The organism is Paracoccus zhejiangensis, from assembly GCF_002847445.1.
Classification (GTDB): domain Bacteria; phylum Pseudomonadota; class Alphaproteobacteria; order Rhodobacterales; family Rhodobacteraceae; genus Paracoccus; species Paracoccus zhejiangensis.
Window position 1 is genome coordinate 103,483 of the sequence record NZ_CP025431.1, and the last position, 19,807, is coordinate 123,289.

18 protein-coding genes and 1 pseudogene are annotated in these 19,807 nt (G+C 67.5%); 5 read left to right on the forward strand and 14 right to left on the reverse strand.

Annotated features, from left to right (window positions below; all coding sequences use genetic code 11):
- Positions 1–14: 14 nt before the first annotated feature.
- The 6 genes and pseudogenes from CX676_RS19785 to CX676_RS19820 all read right to left on the reverse strand — a co-directional run bounded on the left by CX676_RS19785 (position 15) and on the right by CX676_RS19820 (position 6,099).
- Positions 15–1,166 (reverse strand): hypothetical protein, encoded by a 1,152-nt coding sequence (locus tag CX676_RS19785; RefSeq protein ID WP_157936012.1) that lies wholly within the window; start codon positions 1,164–1,166, stop codon positions 15–17.
- A gap of 407 nt (positions 1,167–1,573) precedes the next feature.
- Positions 1,574–2,140 carry an SMC-Scp complex subunit ScpB gene (gene scpB, locus CX676_RS19790; RefSeq protein WP_101754523.1) on the reverse strand — a complete coding sequence of 189 codons (567 nt, stop codon included), beginning with the start codon at positions 2,138–2,140 and terminating at the stop codon, positions 1,574–1,576.
- A gap of 2 nt (positions 2,141–2,142) precedes the next feature.
- The gene (locus CX676_RS19795) at positions 2,143–3,021 is read right to left on the reverse strand and encodes a DUF1403 family protein (protein ID WP_101754524.1); all 879 of its coding nucleotides are present in this window, start codon (positions 3,019–3,021) and stop codon (positions 2,143–2,145) included.
- Between the two features lie 492 nt (positions 3,022–3,513).
- Positions 3,514–3,570 (reverse strand): annotated as a pseudogene (locus CX676_RS23085) (hypothetical protein); the annotation flags it as partial.
- Positions 3,571–3,685: 115 nt separating this feature from the next.
- Positions 3,686–4,801 (reverse strand): ParB/RepB/Spo0J family partition protein, encoded by a 1,116-nt coding sequence (locus CX676_RS19815; RefSeq protein WP_101754526.1) that lies wholly within the window; start codon positions 4,799–4,801, stop codon positions 3,686–3,688.
- The gene (locus CX676_RS19820; protein WP_101754527.1) at positions 4,798–6,099 is read right to left on the reverse strand and encodes an AAA family ATPase; all 1,302 of its coding nucleotides are present in this window, start codon (positions 6,097–6,099) and stop codon (positions 4,798–4,800) included. The genes CX676_RS19815 and CX676_RS19820 overlap by 4 nt, the downstream gene beginning before the upstream one ends.
- 522 nt (positions 6,100–6,621) lie before the next feature.
- On the opposite strand from CX676_RS19820, the gene CX676_RS19825 reads away from it, so the two are divergent.
- The 3 genes from CX676_RS19825 to CX676_RS19840 all read left to right on the forward strand — a co-directional run bounded on the left by CX676_RS19825 (position 6,622) and on the right by CX676_RS19840 (position 8,820).
- Positions 6,622–7,308 (forward strand): DnaA N-terminal domain-containing protein, encoded by a 687-nt coding sequence (locus CX676_RS19825; RefSeq protein WP_101754528.1) that lies wholly within the window; start codon positions 6,622–6,624, stop codon positions 7,306–7,308.
- Between the two features lie 299 nt (positions 7,309–7,607).
- On the forward strand, positions 7,608–8,075 hold the full coding sequence (locus tag CX676_RS19835; protein ID WP_101754530.1) for a nitrous oxide reductase accessory protein NosL: 468 nt from the start codon (positions 7,608–7,610) through the stop codon (positions 8,073–8,075).
- 64 nt (positions 8,076–8,139) lie between these two features.
- Positions 8,140–8,820, forward strand: coding sequence for a Crp/Fnr family transcriptional regulator (locus tag CX676_RS19840; protein ID WP_101754531.1), 681 nt, complete (start codon positions 8,140–8,142; stop codon positions 8,818–8,820).
- A gap of 5 nt (positions 8,821–8,825) precedes the next feature.
- Here CX676_RS19840 and CX676_RS19845 read toward each other — a convergent pair whose 3' ends face one another.
- A complete protein-coding gene (locus CX676_RS19845) occupies positions 8,826–10,004 on the reverse strand; it encodes an NnrS family protein (protein WP_101754532.1) in 1,179 nt (392 codons plus the stop codon).
- Between the two features lie 207 nt (positions 10,005–10,211).
- Between CX676_RS19845 and CX676_RS19850 the strand changes: the two genes are divergently transcribed.
- The gene (locus CX676_RS19850) at positions 10,212–11,099 is read left to right on the forward strand and encodes a cation diffusion facilitator family transporter (RefSeq protein WP_101754533.1); all 888 of its coding nucleotides are present in this window, start codon (positions 10,212–10,214) and stop codon (positions 11,097–11,099) included.
- Here CX676_RS19850 and CX676_RS19855 read toward each other — a convergent pair.
- The 7 genes from CX676_RS19855 to CX676_RS19885 all read right to left on the reverse strand — a co-directional run bounded on the left by CX676_RS19855 (position 11,096) and on the right by CX676_RS19885 (position 18,404).
- Entirely contained in the window at positions 11,096–12,559 is a 1,464-nt protein-coding gene (locus CX676_RS19855) for a mannitol dehydrogenase family protein (RefSeq protein WP_101754534.1), read from the reverse strand. The two genes, CX676_RS19850 and CX676_RS19855, sit on opposite strands and share 4 nt — an antisense overlap.
- Positions 12,559–13,761: a mannonate dehydratase gene (uxuA, locus tag CX676_RS19860; protein ID WP_101754535.1), complete on the reverse strand. Its 1,203-nt coding sequence runs from the start codon at positions 13,759–13,761 to the stop codon at positions 12,559–12,561. The genes CX676_RS19855 and uxuA overlap by 1 nt, the downstream gene beginning before the upstream one ends.
- A gap of 19 nt (positions 13,762–13,780) precedes the next feature.
- Positions 13,781–14,824: an L-idonate 5-dehydrogenase gene (locus tag CX676_RS19865; RefSeq protein ID WP_101754536.1), complete on the reverse strand. Its 1,044-nt coding sequence runs from the start codon at positions 14,822–14,824 to the stop codon at positions 13,781–13,783.
- Position 14,825: 1 nt separating this feature from the next.
- A complete protein-coding gene (locus CX676_RS19870; protein WP_101754537.1) occupies positions 14,826–16,103 on the reverse strand; it encodes a TRAP transporter large permease in 1,278 nt (425 codons plus the stop codon).
- Positions 16,100–16,603 carry a TRAP transporter small permease gene (locus tag CX676_RS19875; protein WP_101754538.1) on the reverse strand — a complete coding sequence of 168 codons (504 nt, stop codon included), beginning with the start codon at positions 16,601–16,603 and terminating at the stop codon, positions 16,100–16,102. The genes CX676_RS19870 and CX676_RS19875 overlap by 4 nt, the downstream gene beginning before the upstream one ends.
- A gap of 105 nt (positions 16,604–16,708) precedes the next feature.
- On the reverse strand, positions 16,709–17,698 hold the full coding sequence (locus CX676_RS19880; RefSeq protein ID WP_101754539.1) for a TRAP transporter substrate-binding protein: 990 nt from the start codon (positions 17,696–17,698) through the stop codon (positions 16,709–16,711).
- A gap of 25 nt (positions 17,699–17,723) precedes the next feature.
- The gene (locus CX676_RS19885; RefSeq protein ID WP_101754540.1) at positions 17,724–18,404 is read right to left on the reverse strand and encodes a GntR family transcriptional regulator; all 681 of its coding nucleotides are present in this window, start codon (positions 18,402–18,404) and stop codon (positions 17,724–17,726) included.
- 162 nt (positions 18,405–18,566) lie between these two features.
- On the opposite strand from CX676_RS19885, the gene CX676_RS19890 reads away from it, so the two are divergent.
- Positions 18,567–19,802 carry an Hsp70 family protein gene (locus CX676_RS19890; RefSeq protein WP_101754541.1) on the forward strand — a complete coding sequence of 412 codons (1,236 nt, stop codon included), beginning with the start codon at positions 18,567–18,569 and terminating at the stop codon, positions 19,800–19,802.
- Positions 19,803–19,807 lie beyond the last annotated feature (5 nt).

Consider the following 19,807-nt stretch of genomic DNA (forward strand, 5'->3'; position numbering starts at 1 on the left):
CCCTGCCCGTCAGGTCAATGCGCCTGGAACGCGATCGGCCACATGAAGTCCAGCGACTTGTACCCCTGGCCCAGGTAATGCACCGTTCCCGCGCTGTCGGACACGTTGTAGGCCGGGTCCAACGCCCCGGTCGGCACCGAGAACGGGAAGAACTGCCCGGTCCCGGGATCGTAGGACGCGGTCGCGTGACAGGCATGGCAGCTGGCCTCGAACCGAGTCCAGTAGCGCGGCTGCGCGGTATTGGGCGCGCCGGCGAAATCCTCCATGTCCGTATGGCCAAGGATCACCGGCGTCTCGCCGGTCCCGTCCTCGGTGAAGCGGATCTGCGTGCCATTGGGACCAAAGACCTCGAGCCCGAAGCCTCCCAGGCCCGCGGCCTCGAGGATGGCCCCGACCTGGTCCTGCGGCAGCGGCGCCCGTTGGGTGATCAGCGTCTCGCGCACCTTGGCCACCCCGGGATTGTCGTTGAACTCGAAGGTGGTCCAGAACCAACTGGGATCCTCGGTATAGAGCGCCGTGGCCGGGTCAGCCAGTTTCCGCATCTTCACCATGATATGCAGACCGCGCCACCAGTATTCGCCGCTGTCGAACTTGAAGGTCAGCGCGCCGGCAGGGGCCGGGCTGCCCGGTGTCACCTGCAGCCACGAGGCCTTCAGCTCGACCGATCCGACCGGCATGTCGACGTAGTCGTTCGTCGTGAAGAACGTCGCCACGTCCACCTTGGTCGTCAGCCCGCTCTCGACCAGGTAATCATAGCTGACCTCGTTCCGCGTGACCTCTTCGTTGGCCCCGTCGGGATCGGCCGTCGAGACGCGACCGGCATTCAGATCCTTCTTCTCGATCGACGGCTCCATCTCGATGCGCGGCGTCATGGCGGCGAAATCGAACATTGTGCGCGAGCCAAAGGTATCCGGATCGGTCGGCCAGGCCATCCACAGCGGCGCCTGGCCCGAGCCCGACATGCCACCGTTCTGCGGACTGGGGATCAACTGGTTTACCCGGGCGAAGAACATCCAGGCCAGCCGCTCGCGATCCTCGAGGCTGCCGTCGAAGGCAAAGGCCGCGCAATCGGCGGCGAAGGCGGCATCCGGCTTGTTGACCCAGTCCCCATCGGTGCAGCCTGCCCCCGCATCCTGTCCGAGTGCGGAAAGCGGCAAGATGGTCACGCCGAACGCAATCGATGCGCATATCGCCAGCTTGGTCATGATGCCCCCAATGCCAATGTCGCCAGAAACGGACTCGAACGACAGACAGGATGTCCGACCGTTCGCTTGTCCCGATGCGCGTCGAGTCCGCGCCACTTCCCGAATAATCAACCCGAGATTGAAACGAGTCAAGTCATTGATCCGGCATATCTTCTCAGCGCAGATATTTTCTGGATCGCTTCCGTCGAAATCATCCATCCCGGAAAGAGAAAACAATCTGAATTCGATTTTCTATATCAGGAATTTCAGGGCACTAATCGAGTAACAGGTTTAATTGCCGATACTGCAAATAAATATTTTGCAGCAACGCAGAACCTGCCCAAGACGGCCCCCTCCTCACCGGCCGCCGCCGCGACGGGCCCGCCGCCCTACCCTTCCTCCCCCATCTCCGGCAGGTCCGCGAGGCTCTGCAGGTCATAGCTGGCGAGGAACAGGTCGGTGGTGACAAAGCTGTGCGGCGCGCCCCGCCGTGGCTCCCTCGGCCCGGTGGCGATCAGCCCGCGGGCCGAGAGGCGGCCCAGCAGGTCGCGGCTGATCTCCTGCGCGAAGATCTCCTTCAGCCCGTCGCGGCTGATCGGCTGGTGCCAGGCGATGGCCGCCAGCACGGCGGTTTCGATCTCGCTCAGCTCCAGCCGCGCTTCGCCCAGATCGGCGGCCGTGCGGATGGCCGGGGCATAGGCGGGCCGGGTGCGCAGCATCCAGCCGCTGCCGATCCGCGCCACGTCATAGGGGCGGTCGGCCAGTTCCGCCGCCAGGTCGGCGATCAGCAGATCCACCGAGACATCGCCCACCACCCGCGCCAGGTCCTCGCGCGCGACCGGCGTGGCGCTGGCAAACAGCACCGCCTCGATCCGCCGCATCCATTCGCGCCAGCGCAGCTCGGGCGGCAGCTCGTCAAGGTGGCGGTCAAGCTCGGGGTCGGGTCTGCGTGCCATGGTCAAAGCCCGTAGAGCCGGAAGGTCTCGCGCCCGGTCAGCTCGCGCGCCGCGCCCAGTTCGACCAGCCGGTAGCAGAAGCGCCTTGCGGCGCGGTCCGACATCAGCCCGGTCAGCATCGCGGGGGCAACGGCGTCGCAGGTGAGGACCAGTTGCACCGCCCGGTCCGACTGCTTCGTGCGCAGCTTCGGAGCGATGGATTGCAGCCGCGCCGCCTGCCGGGCCAGGTCGGCGGCCAGTTGCAAGGCCGGACCGGCGGCCTTCAGCACCGCCCGGTGACAGGCCAGCCGCAGATCGCCGCCCCCTGCCCCGAGGTCGCGGCGCGTGAGGCCGAGGCCCAAAAGCGGGATCAAATGCGTCCAGCCGAGCGCCCGGGCCAGCGCCGCATCGCCAAGGATCAGCGCGGCGAGATGATCGCGCGGGGCCTCGGCCAGCGCCGCCTCGATGGCGGCAGCGGCCTGCTGGATCGGCCCACCGCGCAGCGGTGCCCCCTGCCCGTCCTCCAGCTGCGGCAAGGCACGGGCCAGGGTCTCGGCGCTCAGCGGCCGCTCGACCGCGCGCTGCCAGGCCAGCCCGATCTCGCCCGCCGGTCCGGGCGCATCGCCGGGCCGCAGCAGGCAAAGCGCATCGCGGATCGCCGCCTCGCGCTCGGGCCGCCCGGCATGGCGCGCGGTCTGCGCCGCCGCCTGCAACGCCAGCCGCGCCCGCCACAGCGCCAGCGGCACCTCGGACCGGCTTTGCACCTGGTGCAGCAAGGCCAGCGCCGCACCGGCGGAAAGCGCTGCATCCTCAAGGGTTTCGCCCGGCAGGCCGCGCAGCCAGTCGGGCAGGCGCGGCGGGTTGGCAACGGGGTTGGGATCGGCGGAAGGGGCGCGGGTCATGCGGGTCGGTCTACCCGATGACGGCGGTTGTCGCCAGATATTTCGATGATAACCGCCGCAACTCGCGCAAACGCGCAATGTCCAATAATCTTGCCTTATCGGACGTAATGGGATGACCCTCCGCGACATGGACGAAACCCCGCCAGAACAGCCCTCGCCCACCGTTGATCACCTTCCCGGCGGGGAAGATGACGACAGCGCCCCCCTGCCCGCTTCCCTCGCCCTCGATCACAAGCATGTCGCGCGGCGGGTCAAGCAGACCGTGCGCGATGCTTGCATCGGTCCCGACGCGCCGGTCTCGCCTCCTCGGCCGAGGTCGATGAGCGGCATGTCCAGAAACAACTCAGCCATGCCAGCGCCGCAGGGACCGGTCAAAGGGGTCGGCATGGTGCGGCGGCAGATCGCGTACCGCGCGGGCATGGGCTTAGGTGACCGGCAGGGGCTGCGCACCGGACGGCCATAGCGGGTCAGTTCGATCTCTTCCCCGGCCTCGGCGCGTCGGATCAGATCGGCAAACTGGGCCTTGGCTTCGGCGATGGCGAGCTGCATGGGAACCTCCGGTTCTGATCATAGTGCAGGGCAGGACGCAACCGCCCTGCCCTGTCACCCGCTGCCCCGCGTCCCTGTTCGGTGGCGCGGGAAAGCACCTTCCCCGCGGGGAAGATCACTCGATCTGGTCGAGGAGCGAGGCGACGGCGGCCTCGAGCCGGCGGCGGTCGACGGTCGAGAAGTCGCGCGGCAGGCGGATCTCGAGCCTTCCGTTGGCGGCGGTGCATTTGGCGCTGCCCTGCGGACGGGTCAGCTGGAAGGTGGTCTTGGCCTTGCCAGCGGGCACCGGCGTAGCGGGCTTTTTCGGCGCGGGCGCAGGCTCGCCGAGCGGGTCGTCGCCCTGCCCCGCGTAACGGCGCAGCACGTCGAGCTCGTCCTTGACGCTGCGGTTGTCCCAGTCCTTCAGCTCGGCCTTGATCGCCGCCACCATGCCCGGCACCTCGTCGATGCGCGCGGACAGCGCGAGGCCGAGGGCGCGCGGGATGTCCTGCGGAAAGAGCAGGCTTTCCCAGAGCCGCCGGACCAGCGGGATGAAATTGCGGATATAGCTGCGCTTCTGGTAGCCCGCCGATTTGAACAGGATCGCCACCGCCTTTTCCGGGTCGGTCTCGGCGGTGCCGGGGTCCATGGCATAGTCCACGGCCAGCTGCGCCATCTCGGCGAAGGAGATGTCCTTGCGGACCAGGTTCTCGTCGACCATGCGGCGGTACAGCCGTTCCAAGTGGTCGCCCTTGGCGATGATGCCGGCGGGAATCTTGCCCCAGGCCTCGGCATCACCGGTTTCTTTCAGCAGTTCGCGATAGGCAGAAAGACGGCGCCAGCCCTGCACCAGTTCATAGCGACCGTCACCGATCGGCTCGACCCGGATCGGGTTCGACAACCCGATCTCGCGGATCGAGGCGACCAGTTCGGCCAGTTCGAAATCGGGACCGTTCTTGCGGTCGCGGGTCAGCTTGTAGGTCTGGATCGCGTCCAGCGGGACCAGGTCGGTGATCAGTCCGGCGCGCTTCATCCGCACATGTTCCTGCGCGAGCGCGTCATTCTCGGCCCGGATCTTCGCCTCGACCTCGGCACGGTCGCGGCTCGATTCCGCGGTTTCGGCAATGGCGGTGGCCATCGGGCCACGGCGCGGCTCGGGCGTGTCGGCCTTTTCCGCGACCTTCCCCGCGGGGAAGGTTTCCACCGGCTCCTCCGGCATCTCGATCTCGAACATGCGGCGCTTGCGGCTCATGCCTCACCCTCCAGCTTGTCCCATGCGGTCAGCACGTGACCCCGGAATTCTTCATAGGCCTGGTCGAAACTGGCGCGCGCGCGACGCCATGTGCCGCGCGTCATCTCGCGGTAATCGATCTCGTAGATCGAACTTAGGAAGCGGCCCGACTGCTCGACGGCGCGGGTCAACTCGATCGGGTGCTGGGCCATGCGATCGCCGAAGACCTGCTGGAAGGCGCCGAGCATGGCCTGGTGCAATTCGTTCGACGGCTCGTAGCGGGTCATCAGGAAGCGCACATCGGCGAAGGCCTTGGGCAAAGCGATCTTCCCCGTGGGGAAGCTTTCGAACCCGTGCGACAGGTCCTCGAGCGCCTCGGCCAGCTGGCCGATGAAGCTGGTGGTCGAATCGTATTCCCAGTAGCCGGGACCGGAGGGGATATAGAGCATGTCGGCCGCGAAGACCGCGTTCATCGACTGGTAGCCGATGGCCGGCGGGCAGTCGAAAAGGATGAGGTCATAGGCATCATCGGCGAGGCTGTCGAGGAAGCGCGAGACGGCACCGAAGAAGGTCCATTCCGGGTTCAGGTGGCGATACTGGGCGCTGGCGAACTCGACGAAGGCGGCGTTGGCGCAGCTGGGGACGATGTCGATGGTCGGCCAGGCGGTCGGCTTGATGAAGTCGGCGGGCCGAAGCGTGCCAAGGCCCATGTCGCGGATCGAGGCCGGCAGCTTGCGCTGGGGCAGGGCGGTCCCGCTCTCGGCACCCGCCGCACTGCCATTCATCCGGTCGGTCTCGCGTTCGAGGTCGCGGGCCATGATGCCCCAGACGGTGTGATCCTCGCCCACGTCATTGAGGCCCATCGAGTGGCTGAGCGTCGCCTGCGGGTCGAAATCGACGACCAGCACGCGATAGCCGTCGAGCGCGGCGGCATGGGCGAAGTGCAGCGCCACGGTGGACTTGCCGGCACCGCCCTTGAAATTGGCGATGGCGGCGCGGAAGGCGCGCTTGCCCTCGGGGCGCGGCGGCATCAGCGTCTTCTTGTTGATGCGGATGCGCCGGCGCAGCTCGTTGATCTCGTCGAGGCTGAACCAGCGCTGGCGGCCATCCTCTTCGACTTCCCCGAGGGGAAGGTTCAGGTCGGCCAGCTTGCCGCGGAAGGTCGACTGGTTGATGCGGAAGATGAGCTCGGCCACCTCCCAGGAGGAGAAGCGGCGCAGGGTCTTTTCCAGCTCGGGCGAGAAGGTCTGCCGACGGATCCAGCCCTGCATCTTGAGAGATTGTGCCTGAAGCTGCGCGAGGTTTTCGTGCGTATACATGTTGTGCCTGTATTTCCGGACGCTAATTACTGCTGTATTGGCTTTTACGCCGGATTTGCGCTTTTGGCAAAAGGCAAGTTAAGGTGAGGGCAAGAATAACCCAGTCCAGCGCCTGTTGCGCGAATCGGGCTTGCAGCGTTCGCAGCGGGGCGCGCGTTGCATACCGGGGAATGGGGGACGCACCGGGGCCATCTGCAAGATATTGGGTGACATCCGAGGCGAAATAGGGGTCACCCAGGATGTCCCCCCATACCAGTGATACCGTTTTTTCTTGCCGGATTTGGACAGGGAAAGACGCAACAGTTCAAATGGCTTGACAGAATCGCTGATCCGGACGCAAATGCGGTAAGGATGGTGAAAAGCGTTTTACGCAGCACAAGACCAGCGGGGCGGAAGACCTCGCAGCGCATCCCCAGAGGCAAAGGCCTGGCAAGGGTCGCGAGAGAGAAGCCCGAAACGGGCACGAGGCAAACGCCCGAAAACGGGCACGAGGGGCCGGGTCAACCGGCGGGCAGGACCGTGATGCAGATCATTCGGCCGGTGGGTCGTGAGGCGTCAGCGAAGAAATATGACCTCCTGTCGGCGCTGATGGCACATGCGCTGGCCGGGGACCAGCATCGGCAACGGCTGGTGCTGCGGCTGATGGCGCTGATCACCACCCGCTATAACTGGCAGCGCGACGAGCTGACCATGGGCCAGCGCGAGATGGCGCGGCTGTGGTGCGTGGACGAGCGCACGGTGAAGCGCGACATGGCGCGGCTGAAGGCCCTGGGATGGGTCGTCGTAAAGCGGCAGGGCGCGCGGGGCAGGGTGTCGGTGCTGGGCCTCGGGCTCGAGCGGATCATGCTGGATACGCGGGCCGAGTGGGAGCATATCGGGCCGGATTTCGTCGAGAGGGCAGGGGGGACGGCGCCGGTTCCCGAGAGCACGGTGGTGCCGTTCCGCCCGCGCGGCGCGGTCGAGGCCGGGGACGGCACCTGGGGCGCGGCCTGCCGGCAGCTGGCGGGCGAGGACCCGGCGCTCTACGAGGCCTGGTTCGCGGCGCTGAGCGAGGCGGGCTGCGAGGGTGGCGTGCTGGTTTTGATCGCGCCGACGCGGTTTCATGCGAGCTACGTTGCGGGCCATTTCATCGGCCGGCTGCTGAGCGCGGCGAGCCGCGCCGACCCGGCCATCCGCGCGGTGCGCATTCGCAGTGCGGGGGAAGGGTAGGGGCGGGAGTCCTTAACAAAGATTTAACCGGCTTTGATGCAGATCAATGTTCCGGTTGAGCAGGCCCGGTAGATCGCCCGCATGAGTTGGGTGTTACAGCATGAACGGCCAGTGCCTGCGGGCCTCGATCGGGGGGTTGCGGCTGCGCCGGTGCTGGTCGCGGTGGTTTGGTGGGTAACAACTCTGCTGGCAGGGGCCGTCTATGCCCTGCCGGCTTCCACCGCCCCGCTACTGGACATCCAATTCACCGAGTCTCCGGCCGCCAGCTTGGTGGCCGGGGCCGAGGGCGAGCGGCCGTGATGGGGCGCGCGCTGGCCCTGGTGCTGTTGCTGCTGACCGGCTGTCGCGAGGAGCAGACGCAGGTCGTCGATCCGCTGCCGCTGACCGGGGCGGCACTTCAGCAGGTCGGACCCAAGGCGCAGGTGCATCTGAAGGGTCTCGAGGGCGCGCCGTTGTTCTTTGCGCAGGTGCGCGATGCGGTCGCCTATTCCCGCCATCCCGACGCCAGCCATCCGGTGCTGGCCATCTGGGTGAGCGACATGGGGGCTACCGGCGCGACATGGGAGAAGCCGGGGGCGATGAACTGGATCCATGCCGGGGCGGCGCATTACGTCGTTGGTTCGTCGCGAAGGGGCGGGTCGGGCAAGCCTGAACTGGTGCCCTTCGCGCAGGAAGCGGCGGCAAGGGATTTCGCGGCGGCGCAGGGCGGGGTGGTGATGGACCTGGTGACGATTCCGGATTCGGCGGTGGACGGGGCAGGGGAATAGACCTTTCCCTCGGCCCGCCCGTCATGCCACAGTCGGGCTTCCCGTCCCCGGTTCCCTGTTGCCCATGTCCGAACCTGTCCCCGAGATCCTGCGCAAATCCATGCTGCTCAGCGGGCTGAGCGAGGCCAATCGCGCCCATGTGCTGAAGGATGCCCTGCGCCGCAGCTATGGCGCGGGCGAGACGGTCTTCCTGCAGGGCGAGCCGGCGCGGGCGGTGTTCATCGTGCTTTCGGGTGCGGTGAAGCTGGTCAGGATGACGCCCTCGGGGGCCGAGGCGGTGGTGGCGATCATCGGGCGGGGGCGCAGCTTTGCCGAGGCGATGGTGCTGCGGCGGACGCCCTATCCGGTGACGGCCGAGGCGATCACGGCTTGCACGCTGTTGCAGATCGACGGCACGCGGCTCAGGCAGTTCCTGGTCGAGAACCCGGAATTCGCCATCGACCTCTTGGCCTCGACCTTCGTGCATCTGCAGGGGCTGGTCGAGCAGGTCGAGAAGCTGAAGGCGCATAGCGGGGTGCAGCGGCTGGCCGAGTTCCTGGCCGGGCTGGCCGAGGCCGAGGCGGGCGGTTGCGCGGTCGAGCTGCCCTATAGCAAGCGACTGATCGCGGGGCATCTGGGGATGCAGCCGGAAAGCCTGTCGCGGGCCTTTGCCAAGCTGCGCGAGAGCGGGGTCGAAAGCGAGGGCAACCGCGTCCTGATCGCCGATCTCGAGGCTCTGCGCGCGGTGGCGGCGGGCGAGCGGTAGGCCGGTCAGGCGGCGGCGGTGGTGCTGCGCGGGGCGAGGAACACCGGCAGCATGGCGGCCAGATAGAAGAGGAAGGCGAGGCACCAGAGCAGGCCCGAGCCGAAGACGCCGATCTGATAAAACCCGCCCGCGCCCGCCGATCCGGCCCATCGAAACGCCACCGCGAGCGGCATCAGGGCATAGGCCAGCGCCACCGCGCGCGGCGCGATCAGCGCCCGGCCAGAATGCCCGAGCGCCGCGCGGCTCATCACCGCAAGGGTCATGCTGCCGACCGCGCCGATGCCCAGCACATGCAGTGCTCCGGTCTCGGAGCCATGGCCCATCAGCGCCAGCCCCCAGAGCCCGAGGCCGAGCGCCAGCAGGGCATAGCCCAGATGCAGCGACCAGAGGATCGGCTGGCGCGCGGTCTGCAACCCGGACCAGCCCGAGAGGCGCAGCGCCGCGACCAGCCCGGCCAGCAGCGCCAGCCCTCCGGTCAGCGGATCGGGCAGGCCCGCCAGTGCCGCGAGCGCGGTCAGGATCGCCAGCGCGATGCCGGCGCCGGTCAGGACCGGCTGATCGACCGGCAGGGCGCCGGTCCGGCCCTCGCGCTGCAGGGCATTGCGGGTAAAGGCCGGCGTCACCCGCCCGCCCAGCACCGCGATCATGGCGCAGAGGATCAGCAGCCCGCCGCGCAGCCCCTGTCCGCCGGTCGAGGCGAGGCCAAGCCAGTCGAGATGCAGCATCAGGTTCGCGGTCCAGAGCAGCGTGAGCATGATGAGCAGCATCAGGTTCTGCGGCTTTGGCCGTTCCATCAGCTGCATCAGCAGCTTGGCGGCAAGGACCGGCAGGAAGGCCAGATCGACCAGCGCGACCACGAGCGGCGGCAGGAGGCCGGTGAGGCACAGCGCCAGACGCCCTGCGAGCCAGAGGGTCAGGGCCAGCAGGATGAAGCCCGGCCCCACCGGCTTGGCGCCGGTCCAGTTCGGCACGGCGGTCAGGAAGAAGCCGGCGATGGCGGCGCTGGCATAACCGAAGATCATCTCATGCGCGTGCCAATAGGAGGGCGCGATGCCCAGATGCGCGCCGCCGCCCAGATAGCCCGCCAGCCACAGCATCCAGACCGCGACCGAGATCACCGCCCAGAGACCGGCGGCGAGGAAGAAGGCGCGCCAGCCGGCGGTGAAGAGGGGGATGGGGGTCATGCTGTCCTTCCTGCGGGTGCGCCGGCGCGTGCTGCCGTGTCTTCGGTGATGACGCAGCCGGGTCGGGCTTGCCTTGATCGATGTCAAGTTGCCATGGCTCGGGCGGATGCGCGCTGACCGGCCCTCAAGGCGTTGAGATTCCGCGCCCGATCTGACAAAGCCCTTGGAAAGAACAGGAATCGGCAGAAGAGACGCAGGCGGGTGAGCATGTCCCGAACCATCAGGATCGCATTGGGAAGCATCGTCGTGGGCCTCGTGGTCCTCGGGCTGAAGCTCTTGGCCTGGTGGCTGACGGGCTCGGTCGCGCTGCTGTCCGATGCGCTGGAAAGCACGGTGAACGTGGCCACCGCCTTTGCCGCGCTGATCGCCATCCATGTCGCCGCGCGGCCCGCCGATGCCGGCCATCCTTACGGCCATCACAAGGCCGAGTTCTTCAGCGCCGTGCTGGAGGGGGTGATGATCATTGTCGCCGCGCTTCTGATCATGCGCGAGGCGTATTTCGCCTTCCAGCATCCGCCGGTGATCGAGGCGCCCGCCATGGGCATCGCCATCAACGCCGCCGCCGGGGTGCTGAACGCGTTCTGGTGCTGGGTGCTGATCACCAAGGGCCGCAAGCACAAGTCGCCGGCGCTGGTCGCGGATGGCAAGCATCTGCTGTCCGACGTGATCTCGTCGGGCGGGGTGCTGCTGGGGGTGATCCTTGCGGTCACCACCGGATGGGCGATCCTTGATCCGCTGCTGGCGGGACTGGTGGGGCTGAACATCCTCTGGTCGGGCTGGAAGGTGACGGCCTCCTCGCTCAGCGGGCTCATGGACGAGGCGGTGCCCGACAAGACGCTGGAAACGATCCGCGCCATCATCTCGGACAAGGCCACCGGCGCGATCGAGGCGCATGACTTGCGCACCCGCCACGCCGGCAAGGTGACCTTCATCGATTTCCACCTGGTGGTGGATGGCCAGACCACGGTCGAGGACGCGCATGAGATCTGCGACCGGATCGAGCAGTCGCTGCGGGCGAAGCTGCCCGAGGCGCAGATCACCATTCATGTCGAGCCCGACCACAAGGCCAAGCATTCCGGCGTGCTGGTGCTTTAACCGGCGAGCTCGGTTGCCAACACGGCGCGCAGACCCTCGGCCCGGATGCGGGCGAGCGTGCGGCTGGTCGCCCCGGTAAAGCCCTCATCCCAGACCAGCGCATCGGGGGCGAGGCCGGGCAGGGACAGGACCGAAGCGGTCAGCGCAGTGGCATCGCTGCCCGCCTGACTCACCAGCTGCATCAGCCGGGCGGCGCGGGGATCGTTCGGTTGCTCGCCCTTCGCTGCCAACTCCGACAGCCAGCCCAGCCAGACGGCGGTGGCGAAGGCATAGGCGCGCGGGTCGCCGCCGCTGCTCAGCAGATCGGCCGCCGGAGAGAACCAGCGCTGCGGCAGTTTCTCGGTGCCGTCCATGGCGATCTGGCGGGTCTCATGGGCGATGGCGGGGTTGCGGAAACGGTCCATCAGCGCCTCGGCATAACTGGGTGCGTCGAGGCCGGCGTTGCGGGGCAGGGTGGTCCCCGCCGCCCGCATGTGCCGCAGGACCAGCGCCGACAGCGCCCGGTCCGCCACCAGGTCGCGGACATAGCGCAGGCCGAGCATCTGCCCCAGATAGGCGATGAGGGAATGGCTGCCGTTCAGCATCCTCAGCTTCATCGCCTCATGGGCGCTGACATCGGTGACGAACTCGGCCCCGCCGGCTTCCCAGGCCGGGCGGCCTTCAGGGAAATGATCCTCGATCACCCATTGGGTGAAGGGCTCGGTCTCGACCGCCGCCAGATCGCGATGGCCGGTCAGCCGTTCCACATCGGAAAGCGTGCGGTCAGTGACGGCGGGGGTGATGCGATCGACCATGGTGGCGGGGAAGGCCACCTGATCGGCGATGCGGGCGGCAAGGTCGGGATCGTGGCGCCGCGCCATGCCCAGCACACCGGCGCGCAGAAGCGTGCCATTGTCGGGCAGGTTGTCGCAGCAGAGGACGGTGAAGGGCGCATGGCCCGCCGCATGGCGCGCGGCCAGTGCGGCGGTGATGATGCCCAGAACGCCCTGTGGCGCATCGGGCCGGGCCAGATCGGCGGCAACCGCCGGGTGCGCCTCGTCAATGTCCATCGCCGCCCGGTCGATGCCATAGGCCTTTTCCGAGACGGTCAGCGACAGGATGCGGATGGCCGGGTCACTTGCCGCCTTGAGGATCGCCGCCGCATCGCCGCCGATGGCCTTGTGCCCATGCGCGCCGATGACCCGCAGCCGATCCGATTCCGACCGTTCCAGCAGCGAATAAAGCCCGTTCTGCGCCGTCATCGCCTGCGGCATCTCGGTGCTGCGCAGGTTGGCGCCAAGGATGCGCCAGTCGCCGCCCTCGGCCGCCAGCGCGTCATCGGTATAGACCGCCTGATGGGCGCGGTGGAAGGCGCCAAGGCCCAGATGCAGGATGCCCGTCCCCAGCCCGTCCCGGTCATAGCCGGGGCGGATCACGTCGGCGGGCAGGTCGGTCAGATCGGTCAGCAGCGGCATGGACATCAGGCTCCGTGGGACAGCGCGGCCTCGACGCCGCGCAGCTCGGCCAGACCCTTGAGGCGACCGATGGCGGGATAGCCGGGCTGGCCGCCCCGGCCGATATCGTCAAGGATATCCTGCCCGTGATCGGGACGCATCGGGATTGTTGCATCGGCCCGGCCCGCCGCCCGCCGCCGCGCCTCTTCGCGCAGCACGGCGGCGACCAGCGCAACCATGTCGGTCTGCCCGCCCAGATGCTCGTCCTCGAAGAACGATCCCCGGATGGCGTCGCTGTCGCGGCGGACATTGCGCAGGTGCAGGAAATGCACCCGGTCCCCCAGGCGGTCCATCATGCCCGGCAGGTCATTGTCGGGCCGCGCGCCGAGCGAGCCGGAACAGAGGGTGATGCCATTGGCGGGCAGGTCCACCGCCGCCATGCGCTCGGCATAATCGGCCTCGGTCGACATGATCCGCGACAGGCCCAGAAGCCCGAAGGGCGGATCGTCGGGATGGCAGCAGAGCCGCATGCCCAGGTCCTGCGCGACCGGGGCGACCTCTTCGAGGAAGGCGTGGAAATTGCGGCGCAAGACCGCATCCGTCACCGGGGCATAGCTGTCCAGCAGGTCGCGCACGTCCTGAAGGGTGAAGCTTTCGGCGGCACCGGGCAGGCCGAAGACGACATTGCCGGCCAAGGCTTCGCGGGCGGCGTTGTCCATGGCGGCGAAGCGGCGGGCGGCCTCGTCCCGGACCTCCTCGGGGAAGTCCTCGGCGGCGCCCTTGCGCTGGAGGATATGGATGTCGAAGGCGGCGAAATCGGTGAAATCGAAGCGCATGCAGCGCGCGCCGGTCGGACGACGCCAGGCCAGATCGGTGCGGGTCCAGTCGAGCACCGGCATGAAATTGTAGCAGATCACGTCGATGCCGGCGGCTTTCAGGTGCCGCATCGAGGTGATCCAGTTCTGGATATGCGCGCGCCAGTCGCCGGTCTGGGTCTTGATCGCCTCGCTGACCGGCAGGCTTTCGACCACCTCCCAGGCAAGGCCCGAGGGGCTGCCATCCGTCATCCGCGCCAGATCGTCCTGACGCCTGGCGATCTCCTCCGGCGTCCAGACCGCGCCGGTCGGGACGTGATGCAGCGCAGAGACCACGCCCTGAACCCCGGCCTGCAGCATGTCATCGATGGAAACCCGGTCCTTCGGCCCGAACCAGCGCCATGTCTGTCTCATCTCAATCTCCTGTGGCCGCTCAGGCCGCGAAATCCAGTTGCACCTTGACCGCCTGCGCCCGGTCGCCGGCCAGGTCGAAGGCGCGGACGGCCTCGCGTGCGGACAGGACCTGGGTGACCATCGGCGTGAGGTCGATCTCGCCCGCGCCGATCATTCGCACCGCCTCGAGGAATTCCACGTCAAAGCGATGGGTGCCAACGAATTTTAGCTCCTTGCTGACAATCAGGTTCAGGGGCAGGGCGGTGCTGCCGCCGACGCCGATCTGGACCACGGTGCCCTGCGGGCGGGTGACGGCGATGGCCCCGGCGATGGCATGGGCATTGGCCGAGCATTCCAGCACCACATCGATGCGGCCCTTGTTCGCGGCATAGTCCGCCAGCCCGTCGGGGTTGGTCATCACGTTCACCACCCGGTCGGCGCCGAGCTGCTTCGCGATGCCGAGGGTGAAATCCTGTACATCGGTCACCACGATCTCGGCCGCGCCGCGCAACCGGGCCAAGGCGGTGCAGATGGCGCCGATCGGGCCGGCGCCGGTGATCAGCACCCGCTGGCCGCGAAGATCGGGGGCATGGGTCAGGGCGTGCAGGCAGACCGACAGCGGCTCGGCCCCGGCTGCGGCCTCGGCGCTGGTGCCGTCGGGCAGGGGGATGCATTGCGCGACCGGATGGGCGATCTGGCTGCGGAACATGCCCTGCTCATGCGGCATGCGCATGGCCGAGCCGTTGAAGCGCATGTTGAGGCAATGCCGTTCGATCCCGGCCTTGCAGAACTCGCATTCCCCGCAGGGACGCGAGGGCGAGAGCGAGACCAGTTGGCCGACGCGCAGGCCCGAGCCCTCGGGCGCGGCCTCGACCACGCCGGCGGCCTCGTGGCCGAGGATGATCGGCTCCTGCACCCGGATCGGGCCGAAGCCGCCATTGTGATAGTAATGCAGGTCCGAGCCGCAGATGCCGCCGCGTGCGACCCGGATCAGGGCAAGGTCGGGGGCGAGGACCGGATCGGGCTGATCCTCGATCCTCAGGTCATGGGCGGCGTAGAGACGGCAGGCAAGATCCTCGGTCATGTCACTTGTCCATCAATGAGGGAAGCCAGGTGCTGATCGCCGGAATATAGGAGACCAGCAGCAGCACACCGATATTGGTGATGAGATAGGGCACCAGCGCGCGGATCACCGGCGCCAGCGGCAGGCGGGCGATATTGGCGCAGATGAACATGCAGACCCCGACCGGCGGCGTGGTCAGGCCGATCATCAGGTTCAACACGGCGAAGACCGCGAAATGCAGCGGCTCGATGCCCACGCCCTGCGCCAGCGTCATCAGCGGCACGAAGAGGATGATGAGCGCGGCGATCGTCTCCATGAACATGCCGACGACCAGCAGGATCACGTTGATCAGGAGGATCACCAGAAACTTGTTGTCGGTGACCGACAGGACCGCGTCGGCGATCATCTGCGGGATGCGCTCGCTGACGAGGATCCAGCCGAAGACATTGGCGGTGCCGACCAGCGCAAGGATGCCCGCCGAGGACACGGCGCTGTCGATCAGGATGGTTGGCACCCGCCCCAGCGGCAGCTCGCGATAGATGAAGGCACCGACGACCACGGCATAGATCGAGGCGACGACGGCGGTCTCGGTCGGCGTGACGAAGCCCGACAGCATGCCGCCGACGATCAGCCCGGTCATCGCCAGCGCCCAGAAGGCACCGAGGAAGGACGCCCCAAGCTCGCCCCAGCCCTGCCAGGCCTGACGCGGGAAGTTGCGGCGCACGGCGATGATATAGGTGGTGACCATCATCGCGACGCCCAGAAGGATGCCGGGCAGGGCGCCGGCAATGAACATCTTGCCGACCGAGATGCCCGACAGCGAGCCGACGATGATCATCGGCACCGAGGGCGGGATGATCGGCCCGACAGTGGATGAAGCAGCGGTCACGGCCGCCGAGAAATCAGCGGGATAGCCGGCCTTCTTCATGCCGGGGATCATCATCCCGCCGATCGAGGCGGCATCGGCGACGGCGGTACCCGAAATGCCGCCGAACAGCATCGAGGAGGCTACGTTGGTCTGGGCCAGACCACCACGGACCCAGCCCACCAGCGCCTGTGCAAAGCGGATGATCCGGCCGGTGATGCCGCCGCCGTTCATCAGGTTGCCGGCGAGGATGAAGCCCGGAATGCACAGCAGCACGAAGCTGTCCATGCCGGCGAACATCTTCTGCGGCACCACGACCAGCGGCATCCCCATGTAGAGGAGATAGGCGATGGACGAGAGGCCAAGGGTGATCGCCACCGGCATCCCGATGATCAGGCCGAACAGGAAGGTGACGCCAAGAACCGCGAGGCTCATTCGATCTCTCCAATCAGGTTTTCGGGGCGGCCGTCGGTGGCGCCGGTGACCATGCCGATGATCCGAAGCGCGGCGGCCAGCGCCAGCATCGTCAGCAGCAGCAGCACGCTGCCATGCACCCAGTCCATCCGCAGCCCCATGGCGGGTGAGGTCTGCATCGCGCCGATCTGGGTAAAGCGCAAAGCCGGGCCGATGGTCAGGACGCAGAAGACCAGCACCAGCGCGGCGGAGACCAGCCGCAGCACCCAGGGCCCGCGACCGGGCAGGCCTTCGCTGAACAGGTCGACATTGACCAGGTCGCCGGTGAACAGCGCCATCCCGGTGCCGAAGCCGGCGAGATACAGCAGCGCAAAGCGCGTCAGCTCCTCGGTCCAGACCGGCGAGCCGCCGACAAAGCTGCGCGACACCACCTGCACGGTGACGGCGACGATCAGCACCAGAAACGAGATGCCGGTGCCGAGGCGCAGGAACGCGCGCATCCAGCGGATCATCTGTGCCATCTCTTCCTCCCTTGGGACAAAGCCCTGACGGACCGGTGCCCGTCACGGGCCCGGTTTGCGGATCACGGGCGGCCGGGATTGACCCGGCCGCGATGGGTCAGGGGATCAGCCCTGCGTGGCGAACAGCTCCTCGACCACCGGCTTGATCTCGGGGCTGACATTCTGCAGCACCGCATCCTTGGCCTTGGCGGCGAAGGCCGCCTTGTCGCTGTCGACGAAGGTCATGCCCTTGTCTTTCAGCGATTGTTCCAGCCGCGCCTCGTCGGCGAGGAACAACTCGCGCTCGGTGGTCTGGGCGGTGGCGGCGGCCTGCATCACGGCCTCGCGGTCGGCCTCGGACAGCCGGCCCCAGCTGAGTTCCGAGATGGTCAGGTAGATCCAGGACCGCACATGCTCGGTCTTGTTGACGAATTTCTGCACCTCGTTGAAATTCGCCGATTCGATCAGCGCCAGCGGGTTTTCCTGCGCGTCGATGGTGCCGTTCTGCAGCGAGGTGAAGACCTCGCCAAAGGCCATCGGCGTCGGCGCGGCGCCAAGCGCCTGCCAGACATTCACGAACAGCGGCACGTTCGGCACGCGCAGGCGCAGGTTCTGCAGGTCATCCGGCGTCACGATCTCGCGGTTCGAGGTCAGGTTGCGCGGGCCACGGGCGAAATAGGTCAGCGGGCGGACCTGCGCCTTGGCCAGGATCTCGGCCTCGATCTGCTTGCCGATGTCGCCCGAGGCGACCTCGTCCATCTGTTCGAGCGAGTTATAGGCATAGGGCACGGCCAGCAGCGCGGCCATCGGTGCCCAGTTCTGCAGGCTTTCGCCGGTGATGGTCATGTCGGCGGTGCCAAGCTGCATGCCGTTGATCAGGTCGACCTCTTTCCCCAGCGATTCGTTGGGGAAGACCTCGACGGCAACGCGGCCCTCGGTCAGCTTCGCCACTTCCTCGGCGAATTTCAGCGAGGCGAGGTGCCAGCCGTTCTGTTCATTGGCCAGGTGGCCCAGCTTCAGCGTGATCTCGGCGGTCTGTGCCCCGGCGCGGATCGCGGGGGTGGCCAGCAGGGCGGCGCCGGCAAGGGCGGTGAAATGGCGGCGGGTCAGGTTCATGGTCGGGTTCCTCCGGTCGTGATGGTCATTTGGTGAAAAGCTCGGGGCGGCTGCTGGCGACCTCGGGCAGATCGGCCAGCAATTCGCGCAGATGCAGGCGCATCGCCTGTTCGGCGGCATCGGCATCGCGCTGGCGCAGCCCTTCGACAATGGCGGCGTGCTGATCGGTCAGCCGTCTTGCGTCAAAGGCTCGCGCGGTGATGTGGCGCAGCCGGTTCATGTGGGATTTGAGGCCCTCGAGCACGGACCAGACGCCTTCCTGTTCCGCGGCCGAGGCCAGAAGGAAATGGAAGCGGTCATCTAGCCGCACGAACTCCTCGATATCGTCGCGGTCGATGGCGGCGCGTTGCATCTCGATCTCGCGGTCGAGCCGGGCCAGAAGCGCGTCATCGGCCCGGTCACAGACCATGCGGATCAGGTCGCTTTCCACCGCCTCGCGGATCAGCCGGGCCGACAGCACGGCCGACAGGGAAATCCGGCTGATGAAGGTGCCGCGCTGCGGGCGGACCTCGGCCAGACCCTCGGAGGTCAGGCGGATGAACGCCTCGCGCACCGGCTGGCGGCTGACGCCGATCTGCTTGCCGATCTCGCCCTCGCTGAGGCGGCTGCCGGGCGCCAGCTCGCCGCGCAGGATCGCATCGCGCAGCCAGTCATAGACCTGCGGGGCCGCCGAGATGGTGAGATCGAGCACGGGCTGCATTGACATGATTCCTCCCCTTGCCGTGTTGTATTGCATACTTCCATACTAGTAAATCAATTTCTTTGCGTGATCGCAGCGAAGTGTCGGCCACCGGCGCGCTGCCGGGTTCTTGTCCACCCTCGTCCTGCCTGCTATCAGCCCCGCCTTCCTCGGGAACGGCGGTGAGACATGCCCAGGCTTGGGATCGACTTCGGCACTTCGAACAGCGGCGCGGCGATGGCCGTGGATGGCAAGGTGCGCCTTCTGCCGCTCGAGCCGGGCAAGGCCACGCTGCCGACGGCGGTCTTTCTCGATTATGACACGCGCGAGACGCTGGTGGGCAGCGATGCGGTTGCCGCGATGATCGACGGGCGCGAGGGGCGCTTCATGCGGGCGCTGAAAAGCATTCTCGGCACACCTCTGGCGCGCGAGCGGCGGCAGTTCCTGAACCGCCGACTGACGCTGCTCGAGATCGTGGCCGAATTCCTCACCGAGGTCCGGCTGAGATCCGATGCTGCGACCGGGCTGACCTTCCGCAGCGCGGTGGCCGGTCGGCCGGTGCATTTTCACAGCAGCGATTCCGGGCGGGATGCGCAGGCCGCCGCCGATCTGGACGAGTGCTATCGCATGGCCGGGTTCGACGATGTGCGTTTCCTGAACGAGCCCGAGGCGGCGGCGCTGGCCGCTGGTCGCATGCCGGGGCTTTCGCTGGTTGTCGATATTGGCGGCGGCACCTCGGATTTCACTCTGTTCGAGGGCAGCGACGGGGCGGGGCGGGTGTTGGCGAGCCACGGGATCCGCCTTGGCGGCACCGATTTCGACCGGGCGCTGAGTATCGGGCGGGTGATGCCGCTGCTGGGGCTTGGCGGTGAGTTGCGCAATGAGATCGGCACCGGCCGTCACGATGTGCCGCGCGCGATCTATCACCAATTGGCGAGCTGGGAACGGATCGCCTTTCTCTACAGCCCGGCGACGCTGCGCGCGGCGCGGAAGATGGAGAAGCTCGCCTGCGACCCCGCGCGGCTGGCGCGCCTGGTGCGGGTGCTGGAGGATGAGACCGGTCATGACATCGCCTTCGCGGTCGAGGCGGCGAAGATCGCGGCCAACAGTGGCGCGGTGGCCGGCATCGACCTGGAGCCGGCCGAGCGCGGCTTGCGACCCGGTCTGGCACCGGCTGATCTGGTCGAGTTCTGCGGCCCCCTGGCGCTGCGCATCGGGCAGGCCCTGGCCGAGACGCTGAAGCTGGCCGGTGTCGCGCCGGATGCCGTCAGCCGGGCCATCCTGGTCGGCGGGTCCAGCCTGCTGGCCACGGTGGATCTCGCCGTCCGCGCCGAACTGCCCGGCGCGGTGATCGAGCGTGGCGATGTCTTCACCGCTGTGCTGAGCGGACTGGCCCTGTCCGGCGACTCTGCCGGGCAGGGCTGAGGTCG

Excerpts from the sequence above, each read along its gene's own strand:
- scpB (WP_101754523.1), bottom strand. The coding sequence starts at position 2,140 with ATGGCACGCAGACCCGACCCCGAGCTTGACCGCCACCTTGACGAGCTG.
- CX676_RS19795 (WP_101754524.1), bottom strand. The coding sequence starts at position 3,021 with ATGACCCGCGCCCCTTCCGCCGATCCCAACCCCGTTGCCAACCCGCCG.
- CX676_RS19815 (WP_101754526.1), bottom strand. The coding sequence starts at position 4,801 with ATGAGCCGCAAGCGCCGCATGTTCGAGATCGAGATGCCGGAGGAGCCG.
- CX676_RS19820 (WP_101754527.1), bottom strand. The coding sequence starts at position 6,099 with ATGTATACGCACGAAAACCTCGCGCAGCTTCAGGCACAATCTCTCAAG.
- CX676_RS19825 (WP_101754528.1), top strand. The coding sequence starts at position 6,622 with ATGCAGATCATTCGGCCGGTGGGTCGTGAGGCGTCAGCGAAGAAATAT.
- CX676_RS19835 (WP_101754530.1), top strand. The coding sequence starts at position 7,608 with ATGGGGCGCGCGCTGGCCCTGGTGCTGTTGCTGCTGACCGGCTGTCGC.
- CX676_RS19840 (WP_101754531.1), top strand. The coding sequence starts at position 8,140 with ATGTCCGAACCTGTCCCCGAGATCCTGCGCAAATCCATGCTGCTCAGC.
- CX676_RS19845 (WP_101754532.1), bottom strand. The coding sequence starts at position 10,004 with ATGACCCCCATCCCCCTCTTCACCGCCGGCTGGCGCGCCTTCTTCCTC.
- CX676_RS19850 (WP_101754533.1), top strand. The coding sequence starts at position 10,212 with ATGTCCCGAACCATCAGGATCGCATTGGGAAGCATCGTCGTGGGCCTC.
- CX676_RS19855 (WP_101754534.1), bottom strand. The coding sequence starts at position 12,559 with ATGTCCATGCCGCTGCTGACCGATCTGACCGACCTGCCCGCCGACGTG.
- uxuA (WP_101754535.1), bottom strand. The coding sequence starts at position 13,761 with ATGAGACAGACATGGCGCTGGTTCGGGCCGAAGGACCGGGTTTCCATC.
- CX676_RS19865 (WP_101754536.1), bottom strand. The coding sequence starts at position 14,824 with ATGACCGAGGATCTTGCCTGCCGTCTCTACGCCGCCCATGACCTGAGG.
- CX676_RS19870 (WP_101754537.1), bottom strand. The coding sequence starts at position 16,103 with ATGAGCCTCGCGGTTCTTGGCGTCACCTTCCTGTTCGGCCTGATCATC.
- CX676_RS19875 (WP_101754538.1), bottom strand. The coding sequence starts at position 16,603 with ATGGCACAGATGATCCGCTGGATGCGCGCGTTCCTGCGCCTCGGCACC.
- CX676_RS19880 (WP_101754539.1), bottom strand. The coding sequence starts at position 17,698 with ATGAACCTGACCCGCCGCCATTTCACCGCCCTTGCCGGCGCCGCCCTG.
- CX676_RS19885 (WP_101754540.1), bottom strand. The coding sequence starts at position 18,404 with ATGTCAATGCAGCCCGTGCTCGATCTCACCATCTCGGCGGCCCCGCAG.
- CX676_RS19890 (WP_101754541.1), top strand. The coding sequence starts at position 18,567 with ATGCCCAGGCTTGGGATCGACTTCGGCACTTCGAACAGCGGCGCGGCG.